Source organism: Aurantiacibacter sp. KMU-128, assembly GCF_056933515.1.
This window is the reverse complement of record NZ_JBXORT010000001.1, coordinates 1,193,742-1,216,651: the sequence shown is the minus strand read 5'-3', so window position 1 is coordinate 1,216,651 and position 22,910 is coordinate 1,193,742. Positions and strand designations below refer to the sequence as shown.

Genomic DNA, 22,910 nt, shown 5'->3' with positions numbered 1-22,910 from the left:
CTCCACTTCACCAGTTAGTCAAAGCAACCGTCCTTTTTGTCAGGTTGCCCTGACTTTATGTCGCATCAAGTTGCGTCAGTCAAGTCTCCCTGACAAAAAGACGCAAGAGCATGACTTTGGCCAAGCCAAGCCTTTGAATTACTGAGAAAACAGGATCGCCGGAAAATGCCGAGCAATTGGCCGTGCGGCAACGGCCTCGGGCCGAATCATCGGCCTCGCTTGCTACTCGATTCGCTGCGCCACCAGCCCGCGCGCTTCGAGCATTTCGAGCAGCGAGGCGTCGCCCTCGAAATGGCCCGCGCCGACTGCGAGCAGGATCGTACCCGGCTCTTCCAGCTTGGCTTCGACCCATTCGGCCCATTGCGCGTTGCGGCGGTCGAGTAGGTTGACCGAAAACGCGTCGTTGATCGCGCCATCGCCGAAGCCGAGGTCGAAATCTTCGGCCACTATGCCGCGCGCCCAATTGTGTTCGGCCTCCCAGAAGGCGTCGCCGGTCTCCTCGACATAATCGGCGTCATAGAAGGATGCGATCTGTTTGCCGTCCCATGCCTGCAATCTGGCATCCATTTCGGTCAGCAGATCGTCGCCGTCCATGCGTATGAGGCTGTACATGACAGCACCCGAATCCTCGATCGCGAAGATCGGGCGGTTGCTTGCGCGAAATTCCCGCTCCAGCACGGTTTCCACGCCGTAGATGTAGGACGACGCAAACGCCGCCTCGCCCGTCACCGTGCCCATAGTGAGCAAGGCGAGCAGCAGCGGCATTTCGTCGACCGAGGCGAAATCCTGCCCCGATAGCCGCACCAATTGCCGCCAGCGCGTGGCGCCTTCTTCGGACAAGCGCTCCGACGTCAGCGTCCGGCGCGACAACCGCTCGTACAGCTTGGTATCGACATCCACCTCTTCCAGCGACAGGTCGAAATCGGTGGTTTCGAGATAGAGCGCTTCCGCCTCTTCGATAATGCTGTTCAACCGCTCGCTGCGCCATTCGAACCCGCGCGGCAGCGCGTGGAATGTGCCGAGCATATAAATCGTCGTGTCCTCGTCCGCGAGCACCCACATCGCCGGGTTCGGTTCGTAATTCTGCGTAAAGCCGTAACGCTCCCCGCCCGTCGTCTGGGCGAAAGCGGGCTGTGACAGCAGCAGAAAGGCAGCGGTGGCGGGAGCGAGGAGTGTGCGCAACATGGGTTGCATAACAGTCTGTAAAACCGTCCTCTGTCAAGCGCCTTCGCGGCTGCGGCATTGACGGGTTTCAAGCCTTGCGCCATTGCGCCCGTCCTATGGAACGCAACCCGCAAAAATCCTTCCAGGACATGATCCTTGCGCTGCACGATTTCTGGAGCGCGCAGGGCTGTCTGATCCTGCAACCCTACGATATGCGCATGGGCGCTGGCACGTTTCACACCGCGACTACTCTGCGCGCGCTGGGGCCGGAGCCGTGGAACGCCGCCTTCGTCCAGCCGTGCCGCCGCCCGACCGATGGCCGCTATGGCGAAAACCCCAACCGGCTGCAGCATTACTACCAATATCAGGTGATCCTGAAGCCGTCGCCGCCGGATATTCAGGAGCTTTACCTGAAGAGCCTCGAAGTGATCGGCATTGATCCGCTCAAGCACGATATCCGCTTTGTCGAAGATGACTGGGAATCGCCCACGCTCGGCGCGTGGGGGCTGGGCTGGGAAGTGTGGTGCGACGGGATGGAAGTCACCCAGTTCACCTATTTCCAGCAAATGGGCGGCTTCGACTGCAAGCCGGTGGCGGGCGAGTTGACCTACGGGCTGGAACGCCTCGCCATGTATATCCAGGGCGTCGACAACGTCTATGATCTCGATTTCAACGGACGCGGCGTGAGCTACGGCGAGGTCTTCCTCGAAAACGAGAAGCAGATGTCGAAGTGGAACTTCGAAGTCGCCGATACCGATGCGCTGTTCGACCTGTTCGGCAAGGCGGAGGCGGAGTGCCGCCGCTCGCTCGACAATGATGTGCCCATCGCCGCCTACGAACAGGCGGTGGAGGCCAGCCACATCTTCAACCTGCTGCAAGCGCGCGGCGTGATCAGCGTGCAGGAACGCGCCAGCTACATGGCCCGCGTCCGCGATCTGGCGCGCGGTTCCTGCGAAAAATATGCCGAGGTGATGACCCCAGGGTGGCAGGCCAAATATCCGGAGTGGGTGCTGTGAGCGATTTCCTCCTCGAACTCCGCTGCGAAGAGATCCCCGCGCGGATGCAGGCTGGCGCGCGGGCGGAGCTTGAAAAGCTGTTCCGCCGCGAGATGGATGCCGCCGGTGTCGCTGTCGGCGATCTCACCGTCTGGTCGACGCCGCGCCGCCTTGCGCTGGTTTCCCGCGATCTGCCGGATGCGACGCAGGCCGTCTCCGAAGAAGCCAAGGGCCCGCCGGTCGGCGCGCCCGATCAGGCGGTGGACGGGTTCTGCCGCAAGCTGGGCATCACCCGCGACGCGCTCGAAACTCGCGACGTGAAGGGGCGGGAGACATACTTCGCCGTTATCGACACGCCGGGCAGGCCGATGCGCGATGTGCTCGCCGAGGCGATCCCCGCGATCATCCGCGATTTCGCTTGGCCCAAATCGATGCGCTGGGGCGCGGCGTCACTCAGCACCGAGTCCTTGCGCTGGGTGCGCCCGCTGTCGGGCATCGTAGCGCTACTCGGCGATGATGTGGTCGATTGCGAGGTGCATGGGATCAGCAGTGGACGTGAAACAAAGGGCCACCGCTTCCACGGTATTCGCAAGTTCGATGCGAAACCGCATAATTTTGGCTTGCCTATCGAGATATTCAAAGACCCGAACTCCACGCAGCTCAATGAGACCGGCATGATCGAGATTGGGAATGCAGACGATTACGAGCGCAAACTCGCACACGCTCATGTGATCGTAAACCATAAGGCTCGTGAAGACATTATCCGTTCGGAAGCCGCGCTCGCTGCAAAATCTGCCGGTCTCACGCTGGTCGAGGACGAGGGCCTTGTCATCGAAAACGCGGGCCTCACCGAATGGCCCGCGCCGCTGCTCGGACGGTTTGACGAAGCGTTTCTCGATGTTCCGCCCGAAGTGATCCAACTCACCGCGCGGGTGAACCAGAAGTATTTCGTGTGTGAAACTCCCCTCCCGCCTGCGGGAGGGGCCGGGGGAGGGCCTGTAACCCAACCCGGCGCAAGTGACATTCCCTCCCCTAACCCCTCCCGCAAGCGGGAGGGGGACTTGGCCAACGCTTTCATCTGCACCGCCAATATCGACGCGGTTGATCCCGCCGTGGTGGTAGACGGCAACCGCAAGGTGCTCGCCGCGCGGCTGTCCGATGCGCGGTTCTTCTGGGAGCAAGACAAGAAGACTCCGCTGGCAGAACACGCGGAGAAGCTGGAGCGGATTACCTTCCACGAGAAGCTCGGCACCGTCGCGGACAAGGTGGAGCGGGTCGCAAAGCTGGCGCGGTGGCTGGTGGAAGAGGGGATTGTGACCCCCAACATGAGTCCCCGCGAAGGCGGGGACCTCACGCATTCTGGTGCTTCCCCGATAGAGATCCCCGCCTTCGCGGGGACTCAGGATGAGCTGGCGGCGATGGCCGAACAGGCCGCGCGGCTGTGCAAGGCCGATCTCGTCACCGAAATGGTCGGCGAGTTCCCCGAATTGCAGGGTCTGATGGGCGGCTACTACGCTCGCGCCGAGGGCTTGCCCGACGCAGTCGCCGACGCGATCCGCGATCACTACAAACCCGTAGGGCAGGGCGATGATGTGCCGACTGCTCCGGTGACGGTGGCGGTGTCGCTGGCGGATAAGCTCGAAACGATTGTAGCCTTCTTTACGATTAACGAGAAGCCGACCGGATCAAAAGACCCGTTTGCACTTAGGCGTGCGGCGTTGGGCGTGCTTTCGATTCTTTCTTCGAATGGACTTCGGGTCTCACTTGAAGATTTTGCTCGTAACGTAGCGATTTACTCGGCCGAGCAAGTGCGGAAGAAGTTTGACGCTGCGCTTGAACGGGCGGATGTGTTTGTTGATTTCGAAGAATGTTGCCCTGACCTTTTCACATACAGACTAAATATAGTCGACGGTGAGTGGGACACACGTGCACGAGACTACGCGCAAGGCGCTTTGGACGCCGTAAAGGCAGCTAATCTAAGCTTCGATGATCTTGGTCATGCTGATCGCGTTGGAAACGATGTAGCAGATTTCCTCGCCGACCGCCTCAAAGTCCAACAACGCGAAGCGGGTGTCCGCCACGACCTGATCGACGCGGTGTTTGCGCTTGGCGGAGAGGATGATCTTGTCCGGCTGCTCGCCCGCGTCCATGCGTTGCAGGCCTTTGTCGAAACCGGGGACGGCACCAATCTCCTCGCCGGATACAAGCGGGCGGCGAATATCCTCAAGAAAACTCCCCTCCCCACGGGGGAGGGGCCGGGGGTGGGGGGTGCGCCCTCCGATCAATCGTCGAACCCCCATCCCCAACCCCTTCCCCAAGGGGAAGGGGCTTCGGCTGACGACATGATGAGCACCGGCGACGAAGACCCGCTCGAAAATGTCGACGATCCCGAAATGCGCGAAATCTACGCCGAGCAGATCGCGCAATCGGGCGGCGCGCTTTCCTACACGCCCGAACCGGCTGAAAAGGCGCTGATCGACGCGCTCGATGCGGCGGAACCGCTGGCGGCCGAGGCCATCGCGAAGGAAGACTTCGCCGCCGCCATGTCCGCGCTCGCCAGCCTGCGTGCGCCGATTGATGCGTTTTTCGAGGAGGTCACGGTCAATGATGCCGATCAAGCTAAACGAAAGTCGCGTCTCGCTCTGCTTGCGCGCTTCCGTGCTGCAGTGCACAATGTGGCCGACTTCTCGAAGATCGAGGGATGAGGAGGGCGCCATCCCCCAAATGTCACCCTTCGCATTTCGGGACTTTAGGCAGGCAATAACAGAGGTTTGAACGATATCCCCGAAAGTGACACGGTGTCAACTTTGTCACCCGGGGCGTTCAGGAAAGAAAGCCAGTTTATGAAGACGGTCTACACTTTCGGCGGAAACGCTCCGCATGACGATCCCCGGCAGAAGGACAAGACCGTGTGCGGCGGCAAGGGCGCGAACCTTGCGGAGATGGCGGGCATCGGCCTGCCGGTGCCTCCCGGCTTTACGATCACGACCGAAGAATGCGTGCGTTACCTGCAAGAGGGCGCGGATTTCAGCGGCCAGCTGCGCGCCGATGTCGCCAACGCACTGACGCATATCGAGCAGGCCGTCGGCAAACGCTTCGGCGATGCGGCTGATCCGCTGCTCGTCTCGGTCCGCTCCGGCGCGCGGGTATCGATGCCGGGAATGATGGACACCGTCCTCAATCTCGGCCTCAATGACGCAACGGTGCAGGGCCTCGCTGCCACCAGCGGCGATGACCGCTTCGCCTGGGACAGCTACCGCCGCTTCATCCAGATGTATTCGGACGTTGTCCTCGGCCTCGATCACGGGCTGTTCGAGGAAGCGCTGGAAATCGCCAAGGAAGACAAGGGCTACTTCACCGATACCGAGCTGGAGGCCGAAGACCTCGAAGCGCTGGTGGGCGAATACAAGTCCATCGTCGAAGGCGAACTGGGCCGCAGCTTCCCGCAGGATGTGACCGAGCAATTGTGGGGTGCCATCGCCGCCGTGTTCGACAGCTGGGATAGCGAACGCGCCAAGGTCTACCGCCGCTTGAACAGCATCCCCGGCGATTGGGGCACCGCGGTCAATGTGCAGGCGATGGTGTTCGGCAATATGGGCAACACATCGGCCACCGGCGTCGCCTTCACCCGCGATCCCTCGACCGGCGAGCGCAGCTATTACGGCGAATGGCTGGTGAACGCGCAAGGCGAGGATGTGGTGGCGGGCATCCGGACGCCGCAATATCTCACCAAGGCCCGCCGAGAGGCTGCGGGCGCGGAATTGCCGAGCATGGAAGAAGCCATGCCCGACGCCTATACCGAGCTGGCGCGCGTGTTCGACCTCCTCGAAACGCATTACCGCGATATGCAGGATATCGAATTCACCGTGCAGCAGGGCAAGCTGTGGATGCTGCAAACCCGCTCGGGCAAGCGCACTGCCAAGGCCGCGCTCAAGATGGCGGTGGACATGGCGGGCGAGGGGCTGATTTCCGAGGAAGAAGCGATCCTGCGCGTCGATCCGATGGCGCTTGACCAGTTGCTGCACCCTACGCTCGACCCCGATGCGCCGCGCGATGTGTTGGGCGAGGGGCTGCCTGCGTCTCCGGGCGCAGCATCGGGCAAGATCGTGCTGGATGCCGATACGGCCGAGCTGTGGGCCAATCGCGAGGAAGACGTGATCCTCGTCCGCGTGGAGACCTCGCCCGAAGACATTCACGGAATGCACGCGGCGAAGGGCATCCTCACCGCGCGCGGCGGCATGACGTCACACGCTGCCGTGGTGGCGCGCGGCATGGGGCGGCCCTGCGTCTCCGGCGCGTCGGCGGTCTCGATCAACCTTGCCGAACGCACGCTGCGCATCGGCCAGCGCGAATTGCGCGAGGGCGATGTCATCACGCTCGACGGCAGCACCGGCAAGGTGATGGCGGGTCGCGTGCCGACCATCGAGCCGGAGCTCGCGGGCGATTTCGGCACGCTGATCGGCTGGGCGGACAAATACCGCCGCATGGGCGTGCGCACCAATGCGGAAACGCCCGAGGATTGCCGCACCGCGCGCCAATTCGGTGCGGAAGGCATCGGCCTGTGCCGCACCGAGCATATGTTCTTCGATGCAGGCCGCATCAGCGCGGTGCGCGCGATGATCCTCGCCGATGACGAGGCTGGGCGGCGTGCGGCGCTGGAGCGGCTGCTGCCCGAACAGCGCGGCGATTTTGCCGAGATATTCCGCACGATGGCGGGGCTGCCCTGCACGATCCGCCTGCTTGATCCGCCGCTGCACGAATTCATGCCGACCCGCGATGCGGAGTTTGCCGAGCTGGCTGCGGATTTGGGCGTGGAAGTCGATCATTTGCAGCGCCGCGCGGCGGAACTGCACGAATTCAACCCGATGCTCGGCCATCGCGGGTGCCGCCTCGGCATCACCTTCCCCGAAATCTACGAAATGCAGGCGCGCGCGATCTTCGAAGCGGCAGTTGCCGTTACGGGCGAGGGTGGCGAGCCGGTCGTGCCCGAGGTGATGATCCCGCTCGTGGCGACGAAAAAGGAACTCGAAATCCTGCGTGCGCTCGTGGTGCGGGTGGCGAACACTGTGTTCGAGGAGAAGGGCGCGAAGGTCGACTACCTCACCGGCACGATGATCGAACTGCCGCGCGCCGCGCTAATGGCGGGCGAGATTGCGGAGGAAGCGCGCTTCTTCAGCTTCGGCACGAATGATCTGACACAGACGGCGCTGGGCGTCTCGCGCGACGATGCCGGGCGGTTCCTCGGCCCCTATGTCGACAAGGGCATTTACGAGCGCGACCCGTTCGTCAGCCTCGATATCGATGGCGTCGGCCAGCTGGTCGAAATCGCGGTGGAACGGGGCAGGGCGACGCGGCCCGATATCAAGCTCGGCATATGCGGAGAGCATGGCGGCGATCCGGAAAGCATTGCCTTCTGCGAGAAGGTGGGCCTCGATTACGTGAGCGCCTCACCCTACCGCGTTCCGATTGCGCGGCTTGCGGCAGCGCAGGCGGCGCTAAAGGCTTAGCCTGGGACGCCGCCCTGTCAGGGTGATGATTTCGAACGTTTCGCTGACTTTGCCGTCTGCGTCCGCCTGGGCCAGAAACGCCGCCCGGGCGCGCTCCAGACCGGAGCGGCTGAGCGGCGGGGCGGGAGAGGCGAGGACGTTGCCCAGCGCCTGCTCGCGCAAGTCTTGAATGAGGCGGTCGAGCGAGGAATAGCGGGCCGTGAGTGTGTAGCTATCGACCACCGGATCGACCCATCCGGCGCGGCCGAGGAGTTCGGGGCACGAGCGAGGATCGATCATCGGGTGCATCCGCGGAGCGGCGCGATCGGGCTCCGCTTCGAAAATCGCGCGGCGGAGCTTGCCGAGGCTCTGCCCGCCGACAAAGCTCGCCATGGCGAGCCCGCCGGGCACGAGCAGCTCGCGCATCTGGATCAGCGCGCCGACCAGATCGTTCACCGTGTCGAGCGAGTTGATGCTGGCGACGAGGTCATAAGTGGCGGAAGTGTAGGGCAGCGGCGCGTCAAAATCGCGCTCCCACCCGCCGTCAAAGCTGGCGTCTTGCTCCCAAGGCGATTCGCAAAAGACCGAAGCTCCGAAGCCTTCAGCCAAGATGCGTTCCGGTTGGTGACGCAGGAAGCCGAGCCGGTCGAACAGGTCATCCGCCATCGCCTCGATCAGGAACCACGAGGTATCGCCGCGATCCGCCAATGCCGAAGCCCGCTGCTTGCGGGCGAGCTTGCGGGTTTGCGAGAATATCTGCGGAGGAGCTTTGGGCGGCAATGACATCGCCGCTTGCCTACAATCGCGCACCGCGTCAGCATAGCGCCAATGTCACTTTCCCGAACCCTGTCAGAGACATTCGCGCCGGTAATAGACCTCGTCTATCCGCCGCGCTGCCCGCTTTGCGGCGAGGGGCTGGCAGCGCAGACCGGCCTGTGCACCGCGTGCTGGAGCGAACTGGTGGTGCCGGGGGAGCCTGCCTGCAACACGTGCCAGCGCCCGTTTTCGCCCGATAGCGCGAGCGGCCTCACCTGCGCGCCCTGCCAGCAGCGCCCGCCGCGCCATGACGGGATCTACGCCGCCACGCTCTACAACGACAATGCCCGCCAACTGGTGCTGAACTTCAAACACGGGCGAAAGATTGCCCTGGCGCCGATGCTCGCGCGGCAAATGGCGGCGCGCCTGCCGGAGCTTGAAGGCGAATGGCTCGCCGTGCCGGTGCCGCTGCATCGCTGGCGGCTGTGGAAGCGCGGGTTCAACCAGTCGGCCCTGCTCGCAAGACAACTGGCGAAGCGCGACGGGATAAGCCTGTGTGTGGACGCCCTGCAACGCGTGCGCGCCACGCCGAGTCTTGGCGGGCAGAACCGGCAGCAACGCGCGCAAACGTTGAAGGGAGCGATTCGCGTCACTCCGAAGAACGCTGCGCGCATTGCGGGCGCGCAAATCCTGTTGGTCGATGACGTGCTCACGAGCGGCGCGACCACCAGTGCCTGCGTCGATGCGCTCAAGGAAGCGGGGGCAGCCAAAGTGAAAATCGCCTGTTTCTCCCGCGTGCTGGAGGAGGCCATGTAGCCGCCAACGAAAAACGCCCGGAGGTCTCCCTCCGGGCGTTCACGTGACGATAACGCTGGAACCTCGCACTAACCCCCCAGAAAGCGCGGCAGTCCCAAACCCTCATGTGAAACAGGCGCCCTGTTGGGCCTCCCGCTCCTCCCATTCCTTGGCCGAAACCTTGAAATGAACCGCAGCCCGTCAAGCTGCTGGAGGCTTCATTCCACGCGCGGGCTTGCGGGGCAAACGCCATTCATCCTAGTGACAGAATTTGAAACGGAATTGTGTTCAAGATGCAACAAATCCGCTCAACGCGAGCGGGTCGCGCAACAAGATGAGGCCCACCCACAAGTGACCGACGCCAACATAAACCGCGAGCAGGGCACGCAGCTGTTGCCCAAGTTCGACGCCAACGGATTGCTCACCGCCGTTGTGCAGCATCACGAGAGCGGCGAAGTGCTGATGGTCGCGTTCATGAATGCCGATGCCTTGGCGGCGACGCAGGCGACGGGCAAAGCGCATTTCTATTCGCGCAGCCGCAAGGCGCAGTGGATGAAGGGCGAGACCTCCGGCAACACGCTTTCCGTGCATGAAATGTTGGTCGACTGCGATCAGGACGCGATCGTTCTCAAGGTCGAGCCCGCAGGCCCGACTTGCCACACCGGCGCGCACAGCTGCTTCTACCGCAAGCTGGAAGACGGCAAGCTGTCGCCTATTTGACGACCTCCTCGTCCGCCTCGGCCTGCTGGTAGGCCTCTTCCCAACTCGACAATTCGCGCTTCGCCTCGGTTACAAAAGGACTGCGCCGGACATACCAGTCGAAAAAATCGGCGAGCCATTTGCCCGGTGGATCGAAAGGACGCCCGACCTGGCACAGCAGAATGATGCGAGGTTCGTTAGTATCGTTCCACACTTCGTGCTCATACGTATCGTCGAAGATCGTCCATTCACCCTCGCGCCATTGCAGGTTTTCGTCGACCACCTGCATGATGCAGTTTGCACCGTCCTTGGGAATCTGCAGCCCCAGATGCGCGGTGAAATAGGCCTTGGACGGGCCGCGATGGCGGGAGATCCGGGCACCGGGCGCAAGGATGGAGAAAAAGGCCGAATTGAGCGCGGGGATCTTTCGCACCAGCTGTGCCGTGCGCGGTGCGCGCGCGATATTCTCGGCAACTTCGTTCTTGTATCCGATCAGGAAGAAGCTGCGCCAGCTATCGTCCTTGATAATCCCGCGATGGTCGGCTGAAATTTCACGCAACGGAGGGATCGCGTCGATATGCGCATAGATCGCCTTCGCTTCGTCGCGAATCTCTTCCCAATGCGCGGCGATCTGTCCCGCCCAGTCGAACTGCGCCGGATCGAGAACCGGATCATTGGGGATCTTCGAATATTTCGCCGCAAAGTCATTCAGCTTGTGACGATTTTCCTGCACCCACCGGAAAAACAGCGAGCGGTCAGGTGCGTCTTCACCCGAAGCCATTGGCCCACCCATCAATAATCTTGCATCCCACCTGCCAGCTTAAACGGGGGAAGCGAGGTCTTGCAAGGGGAGGGTTTTACAATTTGAACGCGTGGATATTGCGCTGTTCGTAGTCGGGCCGCGTCGCATTGTGGTGCGATGACACTTCCTTCAGCGTATAGCCGAAACCGCTTAGCCATGCCGTCAGCGTGGCGGCGTCTTCGCCGTTTTGCTGCAAGAGCTGCGGCGTCAGCTCGAACAGGATATCAGGTGCGTTTGGCCCGCGCAGAAGTCCCTCCGCGCCTCGCAGTGCGGCGGCTTCTCCGCCCTCGATATCCATTTTGATCAGCCGGATAGGCTGGCCTGCGAGCAGCGCGTCCAGCCGTATCAGCGGGAGCTTCTCGTCACCGGCATTGCCCTCCCCGATAGCCGCCACTGCAAAATCCGCCCCGGCATTCCCCGCCTCGCGCGAGTGCAGGATCGCCTCGCCAGCGCGGTCTCCCGCCGCCAGCAGATGCGCCCGGATATTCGAGCGACCATTGCGGGTAATGTTCTCGCCGAGCAGCGCGAAAGTGTTCCGGTTTGCCTCGATGGCGTGCACCGCGCCGGTCGGGCCGACAAGCGTGCTCGCCAACAGCGAGAAGTATCCGATATTCGCGCCTACATCGACGAAGGTGTCACCAGGTCGCAATACGCTTTTCACCAGCTCGGTTTCATGCGGCTCCCACTCTCCCGCGCAATAGATCGTGCGGTCGATAAACTGGCGCAGATCCAGCGATAGCGTAAAGCCGTGGCGCGTTTTGACTACATGGCGTCCGGTCTCGCTCACCGGGTTGAGACGCTCAAAAGCCATACTGCCAATGCGCCACCGGCCCCGCTCAAACGGCGCGGTGCGGCTTGCCTTGGCAAGCATATGGGCGAGGGCGTTGGTCATCGTGCGGCCTTTAGCACCGACAGGTTAAGGAGCCGCACAATCGATTGCCGAAGCTACTCCGTGGGCAGGAAGTCCGGTACCGAAAGGTAACGCTCGCCAGTATCGTAGTTGAAGCCGAGCACGCGGGTGCCGGGGGCGAGATCGGGGAGCTTTTTTGCAATCGCGGCCAGCGTCGCGCCGGAGCTTATGCCGACCAGCATTCCTTCTTCCGCCGCCGCGCGCCGTGCCATCGCTTTGGCCGCGTCGGCATCAACCGGAATCGCGCCGTCGATCGACTGGGTGTGGAGGTTGCCGGGAATAAAGCCCGCGCCAATGCCCTGGATCGGGTGCGGACCGGGTTGGCCGCCCGAAATGACGGGGGAAAGCTCTGGCTCGACCGCCCATGCTTTCATCGCGGGCCAAGTCTTCTTCAGTTCTTCTGCGCAACCAGTCAGGTGGCCGCCCGTGCCGACACCGGTAATCATCGCATCGATAGGTGTGTCGGCGAAGTCGGCGAGGATTTCCTGCGCGGTCGTGCGCGCGTGGACGGCGGGGTTCGCCGCGTTCTCGAACTGCTGCGGCATCCACGCGCCTTCGGTCTGCTCGACCAGCTCGGCAGCGCGTTCGAGCGCGCCCTTCATGCCTTTTTCCTTCGGCGTCAGATCGAAGCTGGCACCATAGGCGAGCATCAGGCGGCGGCGTTCAAGGCTCATGCTTTCCGGCATGACGAGCACAAGCTTGTAGCCTTTCACCGCTGCGACCATTGCAAGGCCGATGCCGGTATTGCCGCTGGTCGGCTCGACAATGGTGCCGCCCGGCTTCAGGTCGCCTGCAGCCTCCGCCGCCTCGACCATGGCGAGCGCGATGCGGTCCTTGATCGATCCGCCGGGATTGGCCCGCTCGCTCTTGATCCATACTTCGTGGTCAGGGAACAGCTTGGAGAGGCGGATATGCGGCGTGTTGCCGATGGATTGCAGGATATTGTCGAACTTCATGTCTCAGCTCCCTTGTTTCGCGGGCTGTTCGCTAGATTGGGTTTCGTGGGCGATGTGCAACTCTTCGGGCGGGTCGAATGTCCTGGTGGTGCGCAGAACGGGGAAAATCCGGCTCCACAGCGCGACAATGGCGAGCGCGCCTGCGCCACCAGCGACAATCGCGGCGACCGGCCCCAGAGCGTAGGCCATCGCGCCCGAAAACGCGTCGCCGCCTTCGTTGGACGCGCTGATCGTCATCATGCTGACCGACGAGACCCGCCCACGCTTGTCATCGGGCGTGTGCAGCTGGATCAGCGACTGGCGGACATAGACGCTGAACATATCGGATGCGCCGATGATAAACAGCATGACGAGGCTCAGCACCAGATTTGTGGACAGCGCGAAACCGATGGTCGCCAGTCCGAACACCGCGACCGCCCACAACATTTTGGGGCCGACATTGCTGTGCAACGGCCTAATCGAGAAGAACAGTCCGGTGATAATCGCGCCCGCAGGGGTGGCCGAAGCCAGCAACGCGAGGCCCGTTTCGTCGGTGTGCAGGATATCGCGCGCGAAGACCGGAATCAGTGCGTTCGCACCGGCGAGGAACACCGCGAAGAGATCGAGCGTGATCGCGCCGAGCACCATCTTGTTGCGCCCGACATATTGCAGCCCGTCGACAATGGCACCGATGGGCCGCTGATCCTTGCGCATCGCGGGCTGCGGAACCTTCCCGATAGTCGACAGTGCTCCGAGCGACATGGAGAAAAGGGCCAGTGCCACGGCATAGGGAAGTTCGGGCTGGATCGCATAAAGCACCGCACCAATCGCCGGGCCAACGAGCCGTCCGACCTGCCAGGAGATCGAGGACAATGCGATAGCGGTCGGCAGAACGCTCTTGGGCACAAGGTTGGGGGCGAGGGCTGACAAGGACGGACCGGCAAAGCAGCGGGCGATGCCCAGAAGGATCGCTACGCCGAAAAGCAGCGGCAAAGTCGTCGTGCCCTGCCAGGTGAACCAGAACAACACGCCCGCGCACACCAGCTGGAGCAACACAGTCAACCGCGCCAGCGATCGCCGGTCGAACTTGTCTGCCGCCAGCCCGGAAAAAGGTGTGAGGATGAAAAGCGGAACGAATTGCAGCAGGCCGATAATGGCCAGCTGACCTGCGCCCTCGGCCACGCTCATCCCGCCATCGCGCGCGAGATTGTACGCCTGCCACTGGATCACCAGCAGCATGGCATCCAGCGCCAGAGTCATGCTCAGGCGGGACAGCCAGTACGCACGGTAATTGGCAATACGAAAGGGGTGGGGCGTTGCACTCACCCGCGCGCCATGGCAGCGCGCAGGGCGCTTGCCAAGCTAGCAAAGATTGTGCGGTATAAAGCGCAGCCGCGCGCTTAGCCGCGCGCTCAGCCTCTGCGGCGCAACGCCGGATTGGGCTGCATTTCGGAGATCATCCGTTGGAAATCGTCGAGCCGGACGATCCGCTCGAACTGGAAACCGGCGCGATCGTCGGTCACCCAGATGCAATAGGCTTCGATGCGGCCAACTGCGGGCAGGCGGACGATCAGGCGGTCGCCGCGCGCAACTTCCACGGCGCCATCGGTCATGAAGCCATGTGCCGACACATTGGAAATGTGCATCTTCAAATCACCGTGCAGCAGATGCTCTGCGATGACCGAAAAATCCACCGGATGCCGCGACGCGCGTCGCAGATCGGTGACTGACAATTGTGCGCCTCCAGCCATGTGGTGCGGCCCTCCGTATAATTGCAGAGGGTCTTTTCGCAGCAAAAGGTGGAGATTGTGTAAAATCAGCCGTGGCGCAGAATCGCGTGCCGTTTCTTGCCCAAGCTAAGGCGCAGCTCTGCGCCCGCCGCAGGGCAAGCGATCAGGTGACCGGGATCGGTAATCGTCTCGCCATCGAGTTTGACCGCACCCTCGACCAGCTTGCGCTTCGCCTCGCCATTGGACGCGGTAAAGCCGAGCTCGGTCAGCGCCGCGCCGATACGGATGCCTTCAGCCGGAATGGCCAGCGCGGGAAGGTCTTCTCCCATGCCACCACCCGCGAACGTCTGCTCAGCCGTTGCTTTGGCCGAAGATGCTGCCTGCTCGCCGCGCACGAGTTTGGTGACTTCGTCCGCCAGCACAATCTTGGCCGCGTTGATCTTGCTGCCTTCGAGCGCTTCGAGGCGGGCGATTTCGTCCAGCGGTAGATCGGTGAAGAGTTTGAGGAAACGCCCGACATCTCGGTCATCCGCATTGCGCCAATATTGCCAGAAGTCATAGGCGGGCAGTTGCGCCTCGTTGAGCCACACTGCGCCCGCCGCCGTCTTGCCCATCTTTGAACCGTCGGCAGTGGTCAGCAACGGTGTGGTCAGACCAAACAGCTCGCGGCCTTCCATCCGGCGGCCCAGTTCCATGCCGTTGACGATATTGCCCCACTGGTCGCTCCCGCCCATCTGCAAGCGGCACTCATGCCGCCGCGCGAGTTCGAGGAAGTCGTAAGCCTGCAGGATCATGTAATTGAATTCGAGGAAGGTCAGCGGCTGTTCGCGCTCGAGCCGCAGCTTGACCGAATCGAAGGTCAGCATCCGGTTGACAGTGAAATGCGGACCGACATCGCGCAGCAGCTCGATATAGCCCAGCTCTCCCAGCCAATCGTCATTATTGACCATCACCGCATCGGTCGGGCCGTCGCCGAAGGTCAGCAGCCGTTCGAACACGGTGCGAATGCCGGCGATATTGTCTTCGATATCCGCCGCGGTCAGCATCTTGCGGCTTTCATCCTTGCCCGAAGGGTCGCCGATCTTCGTGGTTCCGCCGCCCATCACCACAATCGGCTTATGCCCGGTCTGCTGCAGCCGGCGCAGCATCATGATCTGCACGAGCGAACCAACGTGCAAAGAAGGCGCGGTCGCGTCGAAACCGATATAGCCGGGCACAATCTGCCGCGCAGCAAGGGCATCCAGTCCCGCCGCATCCGTCATCTGATGGACATAGCCGCGCTCTTCAAGCAATTGCAGCAGATCGGAAGTGTAAGTCGTCATCTCGGTGTACCGGGGCCTCTTAACCAGGTGGCGGCGCCTAGCACGAGGAACACTGCTTGCAAACGTATGAACTGGCCCCGCACCCGGCCCATCCTCCGCTCGCCGTGCAACGTGTGGAAGCCCGCGTGCTGTCTGTCACCGATAGCTGGCTGCGCGTCCGCTGGCGGATTGACGGCGCGGCGAAGCTTGTGGTGCCGGCATTTGCGGGCAAGGGCCGCGCGGACAATCTGTGGCAGACCACCTGTTTCGAGCTGTTCATGCAGCCCAAGGGCGAAGACGCAGCCTATGCCGAATTCAACCTTTCCCCTTCAGAACGCTGGGCAGCCTACGACTTTAGCGGCTACCGCGAAGGCATGGCCGAACGTCCCTTTGCGCGCGAACCTGACTGCGCAATGCGGCTAGGGCAATCGATGGCGATCTTCGATGCGAGCCTTCCGCGCGCGCAATTGCCCGATCCGCCCTGCCGCCTTGGCCTGTCAGCCGTGATCGAGGAGGAGGGCGGCGTGAAGAGCTATTGGGCGCTGGCCCATCGCGGCGTCGCACCGGATTTTCACGATCCCTCTTGCTTCACGGCAAGTCTTGCGCGAACCCGCGCAGCATGAAATTCGGAATCGACAGGCTCATCACGGAGCCAGACCTGCTGGACGCGCTCAAGGGAAGGCGCGTTGCGCTCGTGGCACACCCCGCCTCGGTCACAGCCAATCTGACCCACAGCCTTGATGCACTGATGGCAGCGGGTGTGAACGTCACCAGCGCCTTCGGCCCGCAGCACGGGCTGAAGGGTGACAAACAGGACAATATGGTGGAGACAGCGGACGAGACCGATCCGCATTACGGCATCCCCATCTTCTCGCTCTATGGCGAGGTGCGCCGCCCGACGGGGCAGATGATGTCGAGCGCGGATGTCTTTCTGTTCGACCTGCAGGATCTGGGTTGCCGCATCTACACCTTTGTCACAACGCTGCTTTACCTGCTCGAAGAAGCAGCGAAGCACGGGAAGACGGTGTGGGTGCTCGACCGGCCCAATCCGGCGGGTAGACCGGTAGAAGGCACGCTGCTGGTGCCGGGGCACGAAAGCTTTGTCGGTGCTGCGCCCATGCCGATGCGACACGGGCTAACGATGGGCGAGATGGGGCACTGGTTCATTCGCCATTTCGGTCTCGACGTCGACTATCGCGTTATCACCATGCATCACTGGCTGCCTGAAGGCCCCGGACACGGCTGGCCGGAAAGCCGCATCTGGATCAATCCCAGCCCGAATGCCGCCAATCTCAATATGGCGCGCGCCTATGCGGGCACGGTGATGCTCGAAGGCGCAACCCTGAGCGAAGGGAGGGGCACCACGCGCCCGCTCGAAGTGCTGTTCGGCGCGCCCGATGTGGATGCGAAGGCGGTGTTGGCCGAAATGCGTCGGCTCGCTCCGGACTGGCTCGCGGGCTGCGCCCTGCGAGAATGCTGGTTCGAACCGACCTTTCACAAGCACGCAGGCAAGCTGTGCAACGCGCTGATGATCCATGCCGAAGGCTCGTTCTACGATCACGAGGCATTCCTTCCTTGGCGTTTGCAGGCGCTCGCCTTCAAAGCGATCCGCAGCCTCTACCCCGATTACCCGCTATGGCGCGGCACCGATTTCAAATACGAATATACCGACAATGTCCTCGCCATCGATGTGATCAATGGCGGGCCGGGATTGCGTAAATGGGTGGATGACGCTGCGTCAATGCCTGCCGATCTCGACGCGCTGGCCGCGCCCGATGAAGCAAAGTGGCGCGAAGAGGTGGCGGAGCTGCTACTTTACTGAGCGCGGTGCAACAGCGGCGCATTGGCCTGCGGACGCGGCGGCAGCGGCTGGATGCCCGCGCCGGTCACCAGAAAATCGCACCCGTCGATGTCATAATCGACCGCGCGCACCATTTGGGGACTGTCGGGCGAAGCCGGTTCACGGCGGAATCGGGCCTGCCCGCGCTCCTCCATCACGGTTTCCCACGTGTCCGTGCAATTGCGTGGTTCCAGCGGTGTAACGCTCTGGAAGTTTGGCGCGTTGAGCGTTTCGGGAAGAACCAAGCCCGGCTGTTCCGCTTCGGGATCGGCATTGCCGATAAGGAACGGAGCGATCAACAGGCAGGCGGCGGGAAAGCGGCGGCGAGACATCATGCAAACTCCTTTCATGACCCGGAGCATACCATCGCCGCGCAAGCGGGTGAACCCTTACTCCGGTGAGGCGGTGCGCGCTTGTGACCGCCCGGTGCGGAACGCTACTTGCACCATCACCTGCGAGTTGCGCGGTGTATGCGTCTCAGGAGCGTCCGGCTGATCCGTGTCTGGTACAGGCTGGCGGATGTCATCCTGCCCTTGCGCTTCGTCCACCCCTGACTCCTTGGGGGCCATTGGTGTTTCGGTTAGCGGCTCGAAACGGGCATTGGCCAGCAAGGCGCGGCAGACTCCAGTTGCCGAAGCATTAAGCATTTGCGCGGGTGTCACGCGGCTGTTGCCCCCGATTGTGCAGCCCGTCACATCGCCATCCCCAGCAACGGTCAGATAAGCCACAACCGTGCCACTGACGTCCTGATTGCCATACATCTGGCGCGGCAAATGCTGTTGGCGGACCCAGCTATCGGGATTGATCGCTATCCGGCCGGATTCAGGCGCGACACGGGTTGCCACCGCCACTTGCGGCAGGATTTCACGGGGACGATCTACCGCGGGAACAGCGGGGGGCGCGGGACTTTCGGCAGGGCGCGTTGTGCGCGGAAGCGGTGTCGAGGCTTCGTCACTTCTGCTGCCCGGAACGCTGGCATATTCGCCCAGCGCCATTCCGCCTGCCACCGCCAATCCCGCTGCCGCCAACAGACCGAGCCCTATCAGGACGCGCTTGCGTCGCCGATCCGCCGATGTCCGGACGGAGGTATCCTGTGCGCTACCCCGGATTGCTGTCTCGCGCCGACCGGAGCCCTGGTGCTTCAGCATTGTTCCTCTCAAACGACCACTCTCGCAGCCAGCCTAAGCCAAGGTGGCGTGAAGTGCCAGTGGCCAGTGCCGCTTCTAATCAGCCAAAGCGATCGCCCGCATTCCGAGCAGATTGAGTGTCGCCAGCTCCACCTCGGCATCGGGATTGTTCCAGCCCAGCGAGACGATGAAATACTCGCCTTCGGCATTGCGCAGCAGCCAGGTGAGATTGAGCACGCCCGGCTCCGATCCGCCCTTGAAGCCGATATAGTCCCAGTTTTCGGCGATATTGTCGCTGGCGGCCGGATTCACGCCCATCACGCCAAGCGCCGTCTCGTCCGCGCGCGCAGTGATCCGCTGGAACAGCGCCGCCATATCAATCGGCGATGCAAACCATTCGACATCGATATTGTTCGGCCCGTTGCTGAAAGCGGAAAGGATGTCGTTGTCGGCGCGCTCCGCACCGGCAAGCGACGCCAGTCGCGCGCGCCGCTCGTCCTCGCCGAGCGCGAGATAGGCCGCGCCGTCAAAACCGGGCTCGGACTTGAGCATAAACAGCTCGCGCGTGGTGAGGAGCGGGCGCATCAGCGCCGGGTCGGCATGGCCGGTGGCAGCGACTTCGGCCTCCACCGCCTCACGCCCAAGCACGGCAATCAACTGGTCGGTCGCGGTGTTGTCGCTGATCGAGATCATTAAGGTGGCCAGCGTGTGCAAAGTCACCGGCGCTCCTTCGGGCCAATCCTGCATCACGCCGCTGGGATAGCTGCGGGTCGAGAGCGCGACAGTGTCCTCCCACTCCAGGTCGCCCGCTTCCACCGCGTGCGCCAGCGCGGACAGAACATAGAGCTTGAAGGCCGAGCCCAGAGCCAGCGGCATTTCCGCATTGTGCGCCGCTATCGGCGTGTCTGCGCCCAGTTGCATCACGAGCAGATTGCTCTGCCCCGGAAGCGCCGCGACGTCCGCAACCAGCGCGTCAACGCTGTCATTGATCGGCTCGACACCGGTCAGCAGCAGGCCGTTCACCAGATGCGGGGCCTGGCCTTCGATAGAGAGATTGGCCGTCGCCATGCCCCGTTCAAAACGGATGCGGATTTCACCGGCGGTGGAAGACTCCGCCTCGACACCATCAAGCCCGATTAGCGTGCCGAACTGGCCTTCCAGTTGTGTGGCGATGGTAAGGAACTGCGCTTCGGGCACCTGCGCGCGAAAGGCGGCGTTGAACACATCGGCATAGGGCATTTCGCCACGTATCGCCTCCACCACATCGCTGGCGCGCTGTTGCAGCGAGGCGGAGACGGCAGCGCGCGCCTCGACATCTTGCGCAAAAGCCGGCGCGGGCGTGAAAGTGGGCACAAGGGCAAAAGCGGCAACGGCGGCGAATAGCGATTTCATCGGTCAGTCCCCTCTGGTTCGCGAACCAATTTGGGGAGAGGTTGCGGCAAGGTCAACGCAGCACCGGCTCAGGTGGTGCGATTACTCGGCAAAGGGCGAGGCGTGGCCACCACCGCGACCAGCACAAAGCTGATATACATCAACAAATACCACGATCCCAGCTTGGCGAGCGACACCATCTGCCAACCCGCCTCCTGATCGGGATAGGCCCAAGCATTGGCGAAAGTCGCGATATTCTCCGCAAACCAGATAAACAGTGCGACGAGCAGCCACCCGACAATCAGCGGCATCCAGCGCGGGCGCTGCCACATGGTGAAATAGATGCGCGTGCGCCAGAAGAGCAAGGCAACCGCGCCGAAGAGCAGATAGCGGATATCGGGCAGATAATGATGCGCGAAGAAGTTCGCGTAAATCGCGATGGCGGTGATCCATGTGAGCCAGAGTTTCGGATAGGGCTCGAACCGAAAATCGAAGATCCGCCAGACGCGGGCGATATAGCTGCCAACGGCCGCATACATGAAGCCCGAAAACAGCGGGACACCGCCAATGCGCAGCATCGCCTCTTCGGGATAGACCCATGATCCCACGGCGGTCTTGAATATCTCCATCACCGTGCCGACAACGTGAAAAGCAAGGATCACCTTCGCCTCGTCCCACGTCTCCAGCTTGAAGGCGAGCATCGCAATTTGGATGCCGAGCGCCGCGAGCGTCAGGAAATCATAGCGGTGCAGAGCGGCATCGTCGGGATAGAACAAATGCGTCACCAGCAGCAGCGCGAGCATCAACCCGCCGAACAGGCACGCCCAAGCCTGCTTTAAACCGAACAGAAGGAATTCGTACGTCCAAGCGGTTGGGCCGGGGGGCGGCGCAAACGCCTCAAGCCGCGCGCGGATCGCGGCGAAGCGGGTTTGCGAGCGCCCCGCGTCCTCAGCCATCACGCATCAATCATCTCGCGATCGATCTCGCCCGCGCGGTTCTGGATGAAGTTGAAGCGGTGTTCGGGGTTGCGGCCCATCAACTGGTCGACCAGTTCTTTCACTGCGAAACGTTGTTCGTGCTGTTCGGGCAGGGTTATGCGGATGAGGCTGCGGGTGGCGGGGTCCATGGTCGTTTCGCGCAGCTGGCCGGGGTTCATTTCGCCGAGGCCTTTGAAGCGGCTGACTTCGACCTTTTTGCCTTTGAACACGGTGCTCTCGATCTCCGCCCGGTGCTCGTCATCGCGGGCGTAGAGGCTCTCTTTGCCGGCGGTCAGGCGATAGAGCGGCGGCTGCGCCAGATAGAGGTGCCCGCCGCGCACCAGTTCGGGCATTTCCTGGAAGAAGAACGTCATAAGCAGCGTCGCGATATGCGCGCCGTCGACATCCGCGTCGGTCATGATGACGACGCGGTCGTAGCGCAGGTTCTCGGCGTCGCAATCCTTGCGCATCCCGCAGCCCAGCGCGAGCGCGAGATCGGCGATCTCGGAATTGGCGCGGATTTTGTCGGCAGTGGCGCTAGCGACGTTGAGGATCTTGCCGCGAATGGGCAGGATTGCCTGCGTCTTGCGGTTGCGCGCCTGCTTGGCGGACCCGCCTGCCGAATCCCCCTCGACGATAAACAGCTCGGTCTCGCCTTCGCCATCGCCGCTGCAATCGGTGAGCTTTCCGGGCAGGCGCAGCTTTTTGGCGTTAGTCGCAGTCTTGCGCTTGATCTCGCGTTCCTGCTTGCGCTTGAGGCGTTCCTCCATGCGCTCCATCACCGAGCCGAGCAGCGCCTTGCCGCGCTCCATATTGTCGGTGAGGAACTGGTCGAAACGGTCGCGCACGCCGTTTTCCACCAAGCGCGCCGCTTCAGGCGATGTCAGGCGATCTTTGGTCTGCGACTGGAATTGCGGGTCGCGGATGAAAACGCTGAGCATGATCTCGGCGCCGGTCATAACGTCATCAGCGGTGAGGTCTTTGGCCTTCTTCACTCCGGTGAGCTCGCCGAACGCGCGCAGGCCCTTGGTGAGCGCGGCGCGCAGGCCTGCTTCGTGGGTGCCGCCATCGGGGGTGGGCACGGTGTTGCAATACCAGCTGGTCGATCCGTCCGACCATAGCGGCCAGGCAACCGCCCATTCGACGCGGCCCTGCTGCACCCCGTCATCATTCTCGGGGAAATCCTGATTGCCGGTGAAGAAATCGGCGGTAACGCATTCGCGATTGCCGACCTGTTCCTTCAGGTGGTCGGCAAGGCCGCCGGGGAACTGGAATGTTGCCTCGGCAGGCACATCGTCAGAAGCGAGCGCGGGCGCGCATTTCCAGCGGATTTCGACGCCCGCGAAGAGGTATGCCTTGGAGCGCGCGAGTTTGAACAGCCGCTTGGGATTGAACTGCCGGTCGCCGAAAATTTCCGTGTCAGGAATGAAGGTCACGCTTGTCCCGCGCCGATTGGGCGTGTCGCCGATCTTGGCAATTTTGCCCTGCGGAACGCCGCGCGAGAATTCCTGCGCATAAACCTGTTTGGCGCGAGCAACCTCCACCCGCGTGAGGCTGGAGAGCGCGTTGACCACGCTCACCCCGACGCCGTGCAAGCCGCCGCTGGTGGCATAGGCTTTGCCCGAAAACTTGCCGCCCGAATGCAGCGTTGACAGAATGACTTCGAGCGAGGACTTGCCGGGAAACTTCGGGTGCTCGTCCACCGGAATGCCGCGACCATTGTCGGTGATGGTCAGGCGGTTGCCTTCCTCCAGCACCATTTCGATGCGGTTGGCATGGCCCGCCACCGCCTCGTCCATCGCATTGTCGAGCACTTCGGCGGCGAGGTGGTGCAACGCGCGATCATCAGTGCCGCCGATATACATGCCGGGCCGACGGCGGACGGGTTCGAGACCTTCCAGCACCTCGATGGAGGAGGAATCATAATCGCCGCCGGAAGCAGCGGGCCCGTCAAAAAGATCATCACTCATGCGTACGGATATAGGCCCAGCGGGACTCCGCCGACAAGCGAGTTCGCGGGGT

General features: G+C 62.6%; 20 protein-coding genes. 7 read left to right on the top strand and 13 right to left on the bottom strand.

Annotated features, from left to right (window positions below; translation table 11 throughout):
- Positions 1–222 precede the first annotated feature (222 nt).
- The gene (locus tag ACS0VV_RS06165) at positions 223–1,185 is read right to left on the bottom strand and encodes a TraB/GumN family protein (RefSeq protein WP_483531849.1); all 963 of its coding nucleotides are present in this window, start codon (positions 1,183–1,185) and stop codon (positions 223–225) included.
- A gap of 95 nt (positions 1,186–1,280) precedes the next feature.
- On the opposite strand from ACS0VV_RS06165, the gene ACS0VV_RS06160 reads away from it, so the two are divergent.
- From ACS0VV_RS06160 to ppdK, 3 genes are all read left to right on the top strand, one after another.
- Complete coding sequence (locus ACS0VV_RS06160) at positions 1,281–2,180, top strand: glycine--tRNA ligase subunit alpha (protein ID WP_483531848.1); 900 nt, start codon at positions 1,281–1,283, stop codon at positions 2,178–2,180.
- A complete protein-coding gene (locus ACS0VV_RS06155; RefSeq protein WP_483531847.1) occupies positions 2,177–4,864 on the top strand; it encodes a glycine--tRNA ligase subunit beta in 2,688 nt (895 codons plus the stop codon). Before ACS0VV_RS06160 ends, ACS0VV_RS06155 begins: the two co-directional genes overlap by 4 nt.
- Before the next feature lie 138 nt (positions 4,865–5,002).
- Positions 5,003–7,666, top strand: coding sequence for a pyruvate, phosphate dikinase (gene ppdK, locus ACS0VV_RS06150; protein ID WP_483531846.1), 2,664 nt, complete (start codon positions 5,003–5,005; stop codon positions 7,664–7,666).
- Here ppdK and ACS0VV_RS06145 read toward each other — a convergent pair.
- The gene (locus ACS0VV_RS06145) at positions 7,655–8,431 is read right to left on the bottom strand and encodes a class I SAM-dependent methyltransferase (protein ID WP_483531845.1); all 777 of its coding nucleotides are present in this window, start codon (positions 8,429–8,431) and stop codon (positions 7,655–7,657) included. The two genes, ppdK and ACS0VV_RS06145, sit on opposite strands and share 12 nt — an antisense overlap.
- A 42-nt stretch (positions 8,432–8,473) precedes the next feature.
- Between ACS0VV_RS06145 and ACS0VV_RS06140 the strand changes: the two genes are divergently transcribed.
- Positions 8,474–9,217 carry a ComF family protein gene (locus tag ACS0VV_RS06140; RefSeq protein ID WP_483531844.1) on the top strand — a complete coding sequence of 248 codons (744 nt, stop codon included), beginning with the start codon at positions 8,474–8,476 and terminating at the stop codon, positions 9,215–9,217.
- A gap of 330 nt (positions 9,218–9,547) precedes the next feature.
- Positions 9,548–9,916 (top strand): phosphoribosyl-AMP cyclohydrolase, encoded by a 369-nt coding sequence (gene hisI / locus ACS0VV_RS06135; protein WP_483531843.1) that lies wholly within the window; start codon positions 9,548–9,550, stop codon positions 9,914–9,916.
- Here hisI and ACS0VV_RS06130 read toward each other — a convergent pair.
- From ACS0VV_RS06130 to tyrS, 6 genes are all read right to left on the bottom strand, one after another.
- Positions 9,909–10,676, bottom strand: a complete 768-nt coding sequence (locus ACS0VV_RS06130) for an aspartyl/asparaginyl beta-hydroxylase domain-containing protein (RefSeq protein WP_483531842.1) — start codon at positions 10,674–10,676, stop codon at positions 9,909–9,911. The genes hisI and ACS0VV_RS06130 overlap by 8 nt on opposite strands.
- Positions 10,677–10,752: 76 nt before the next feature.
- On the bottom strand, positions 10,753–11,589 hold the full coding sequence (locus ACS0VV_RS06125) for an FkbM family methyltransferase (RefSeq protein WP_483531841.1): 837 nt from the start codon (positions 11,587–11,589) through the stop codon (positions 10,753–10,755).
- A gap of 53 nt (positions 11,590–11,642) precedes the next feature.
- Complete coding sequence (gene cysK / locus ACS0VV_RS06120) at positions 11,643–12,563, bottom strand: cysteine synthase A (protein ID WP_483531840.1); 921 nt, start codon at positions 12,561–12,563, stop codon at positions 11,643–11,645.
- 3 nt (positions 12,564–12,566) lie between these two features.
- Complete coding sequence (locus ACS0VV_RS06115) at positions 12,567–13,802, bottom strand: MFS transporter (protein WP_483531839.1); 1,236 nt, start codon at positions 13,800–13,802, stop codon at positions 12,567–12,569.
- Between the two features lie 152 nt (positions 13,803–13,954).
- Positions 13,955–14,293: a PilZ domain-containing protein gene (locus tag ACS0VV_RS06110; RefSeq protein ID WP_483531838.1), complete on the bottom strand. Its 339-nt coding sequence runs from the start codon at positions 14,291–14,293 to the stop codon at positions 13,955–13,957.
- Between the two features lie 65 nt (positions 14,294–14,358).
- A complete protein-coding gene (gene tyrS, locus ACS0VV_RS06105) occupies positions 14,359–15,594 on the bottom strand; it encodes a tyrosine--tRNA ligase (RefSeq protein ID WP_483531837.1) in 1,236 nt (411 codons plus the stop codon).
- Between the two features lie 56 nt (positions 15,595–15,650).
- On the opposite strand from tyrS, the gene ACS0VV_RS06100 reads away from it, so the two are divergent.
- Together ACS0VV_RS06100 and ACS0VV_RS06095 are read left to right on the top strand one after the other, a co-directional pair.
- A complete protein-coding gene (locus tag ACS0VV_RS06100; protein WP_483531836.1) occupies positions 15,651–16,196 on the top strand; it encodes a DOMON-like domain-containing protein in 546 nt (181 codons plus the stop codon).
- Positions 16,193–17,395 (top strand): exo-beta-N-acetylmuramidase NamZ family protein, encoded by a 1,203-nt coding sequence (locus tag ACS0VV_RS06095; protein WP_483531835.1) that lies wholly within the window; start codon positions 16,193–16,195, stop codon positions 17,393–17,395. The genes ACS0VV_RS06100 and ACS0VV_RS06095 overlap by 4 nt, the downstream gene beginning before the upstream one ends.
- Here the strand turns inward: ACS0VV_RS06095 and ACS0VV_RS06090 are convergent.
- The 5 genes from ACS0VV_RS06090 to parE all read right to left on the bottom strand — a co-directional run bounded on the left by ACS0VV_RS06090 (position 17,389) and on the right by parE (position 22,858).
- Entirely contained in the window at positions 17,389–17,748 is a 360-nt protein-coding gene (locus ACS0VV_RS06090) for a hypothetical protein (RefSeq protein WP_483531834.1), read from the bottom strand. The two genes, ACS0VV_RS06095 and ACS0VV_RS06090, sit on opposite strands and share 7 nt — an antisense overlap.
- 54 nt (positions 17,749–17,802) lie before the next feature.
- Positions 17,803–18,441: a hypothetical protein gene (locus ACS0VV_RS06085; protein ID WP_483531833.1), complete on the bottom strand. Its 639-nt coding sequence runs from the start codon at positions 18,439–18,441 to the stop codon at positions 17,803–17,805.
- Positions 18,442–18,636: 195 nt separating this feature from the next.
- Entirely contained in the window at positions 18,637–19,932 is a 1,296-nt protein-coding gene (locus ACS0VV_RS06080; protein WP_483531832.1) for a serine hydrolase, read from the bottom strand.
- Between the two features lie 68 nt (positions 19,933–20,000).
- The gene (locus ACS0VV_RS06075) at positions 20,001–20,867 is read right to left on the bottom strand and encodes a DUF817 domain-containing protein (protein ID WP_483531831.1); all 867 of its coding nucleotides are present in this window, start codon (positions 20,865–20,867) and stop codon (positions 20,001–20,003) included.
- Complete coding sequence (gene parE, locus ACS0VV_RS06070) at positions 20,867–22,858, bottom strand: DNA topoisomerase IV subunit B (protein ID WP_483531830.1); 1,992 nt, start codon at positions 22,856–22,858, stop codon at positions 20,867–20,869. The genes ACS0VV_RS06075 and parE overlap by 1 nt, the downstream gene beginning before the upstream one ends.
- Between the last annotated feature and the right edge of the window lie 52 nt (positions 22,859–22,910).

Bases quoted from the DNA above. Each gene is read 5' to 3' on its own strand.
- ACS0VV_RS06165 (WP_483531849.1), bottom strand. From the start codon at position 1,185: ATGTTGCGCACACTCCTCGCTCCCGCCACCGCTGCCTTTCTGCTGCTG.
- ACS0VV_RS06160 (WP_483531848.1), top strand. From the start codon at position 1,281: ATGGAACGCAACCCGCAAAAATCCTTCCAGGACATGATCCTTGCGCTG.
- ppdK (WP_483531846.1), top strand. From the start codon at position 5,003: ATGAAGACGGTCTACACTTTCGGCGGAAACGCTCCGCATGACGATCCC.
- ACS0VV_RS06145 (WP_483531845.1), bottom strand. From the start codon at position 8,431: ATGTCATTGCCGCCCAAAGCTCCTCCGCAGATATTCTCGCAAACCCGC.
- ACS0VV_RS06140 (WP_483531844.1), top strand. From the start codon at position 8,474: ATGTCACTTTCCCGAACCCTGTCAGAGACATTCGCGCCGGTAATAGAC.
- ACS0VV_RS06130 (WP_483531842.1), bottom strand. From the start codon at position 10,676: ATGGCTTCGGGTGAAGACGCACCTGACCGCTCGCTGTTTTTCCGGTGG.
- ACS0VV_RS06125 (WP_483531841.1), bottom strand. From the start codon at position 11,589: ATGACCAACGCCCTCGCCCATATGCTTGCCAAGGCAAGCCGCACCGCG.
- cysK (WP_483531840.1), bottom strand. From the start codon at position 12,563: ATGAAGTTCGACAATATCCTGCAATCCATCGGCAACACGCCGCATATC.
- ACS0VV_RS06115 (WP_483531839.1), bottom strand. From the start codon at position 13,802: ATGACTCTGGCGCTGGATGCCATGCTGCTGGTGATCCAGTGGCAGGCG.
- ACS0VV_RS06110 (WP_483531838.1), bottom strand. From the start codon at position 14,293: ATGGCTGGAGGCGCACAATTGTCAGTCACCGATCTGCGACGCGCGTCG.
- tyrS (WP_483531837.1), bottom strand. From the start codon at position 15,594: ATGACGACTTACACTTCCGATCTGCTGCAATTGCTTGAAGAGCGCGGC.
- ACS0VV_RS06095 (WP_483531835.1), top strand. From the start codon at position 16,193: ATGAAATTCGGAATCGACAGGCTCATCACGGAGCCAGACCTGCTGGAC.
- ACS0VV_RS06090 (WP_483531834.1), bottom strand. From the start codon at position 17,748: ATGATGTCTCGCCGCCGCTTTCCCGCCGCCTGCCTGTTGATCGCTCCG.
- ACS0VV_RS06080 (WP_483531832.1), bottom strand. From the start codon at position 19,932: ATGAAATCGCTATTCGCCGCCGTTGCCGCTTTTGCCCTTGTGCCCACT.
- ACS0VV_RS06075 (WP_483531831.1), bottom strand. From the start codon at position 20,867: ATGGCTGAGGACGCGGGGCGCTCGCAAACCCGCTTCGCCGCGATCCGC.
- parE (WP_483531830.1), bottom strand. From the start codon at position 22,858: ATGAGTGATGATCTTTTTGACGGGCCCGCTGCTTCCGGCGGCGATTAT.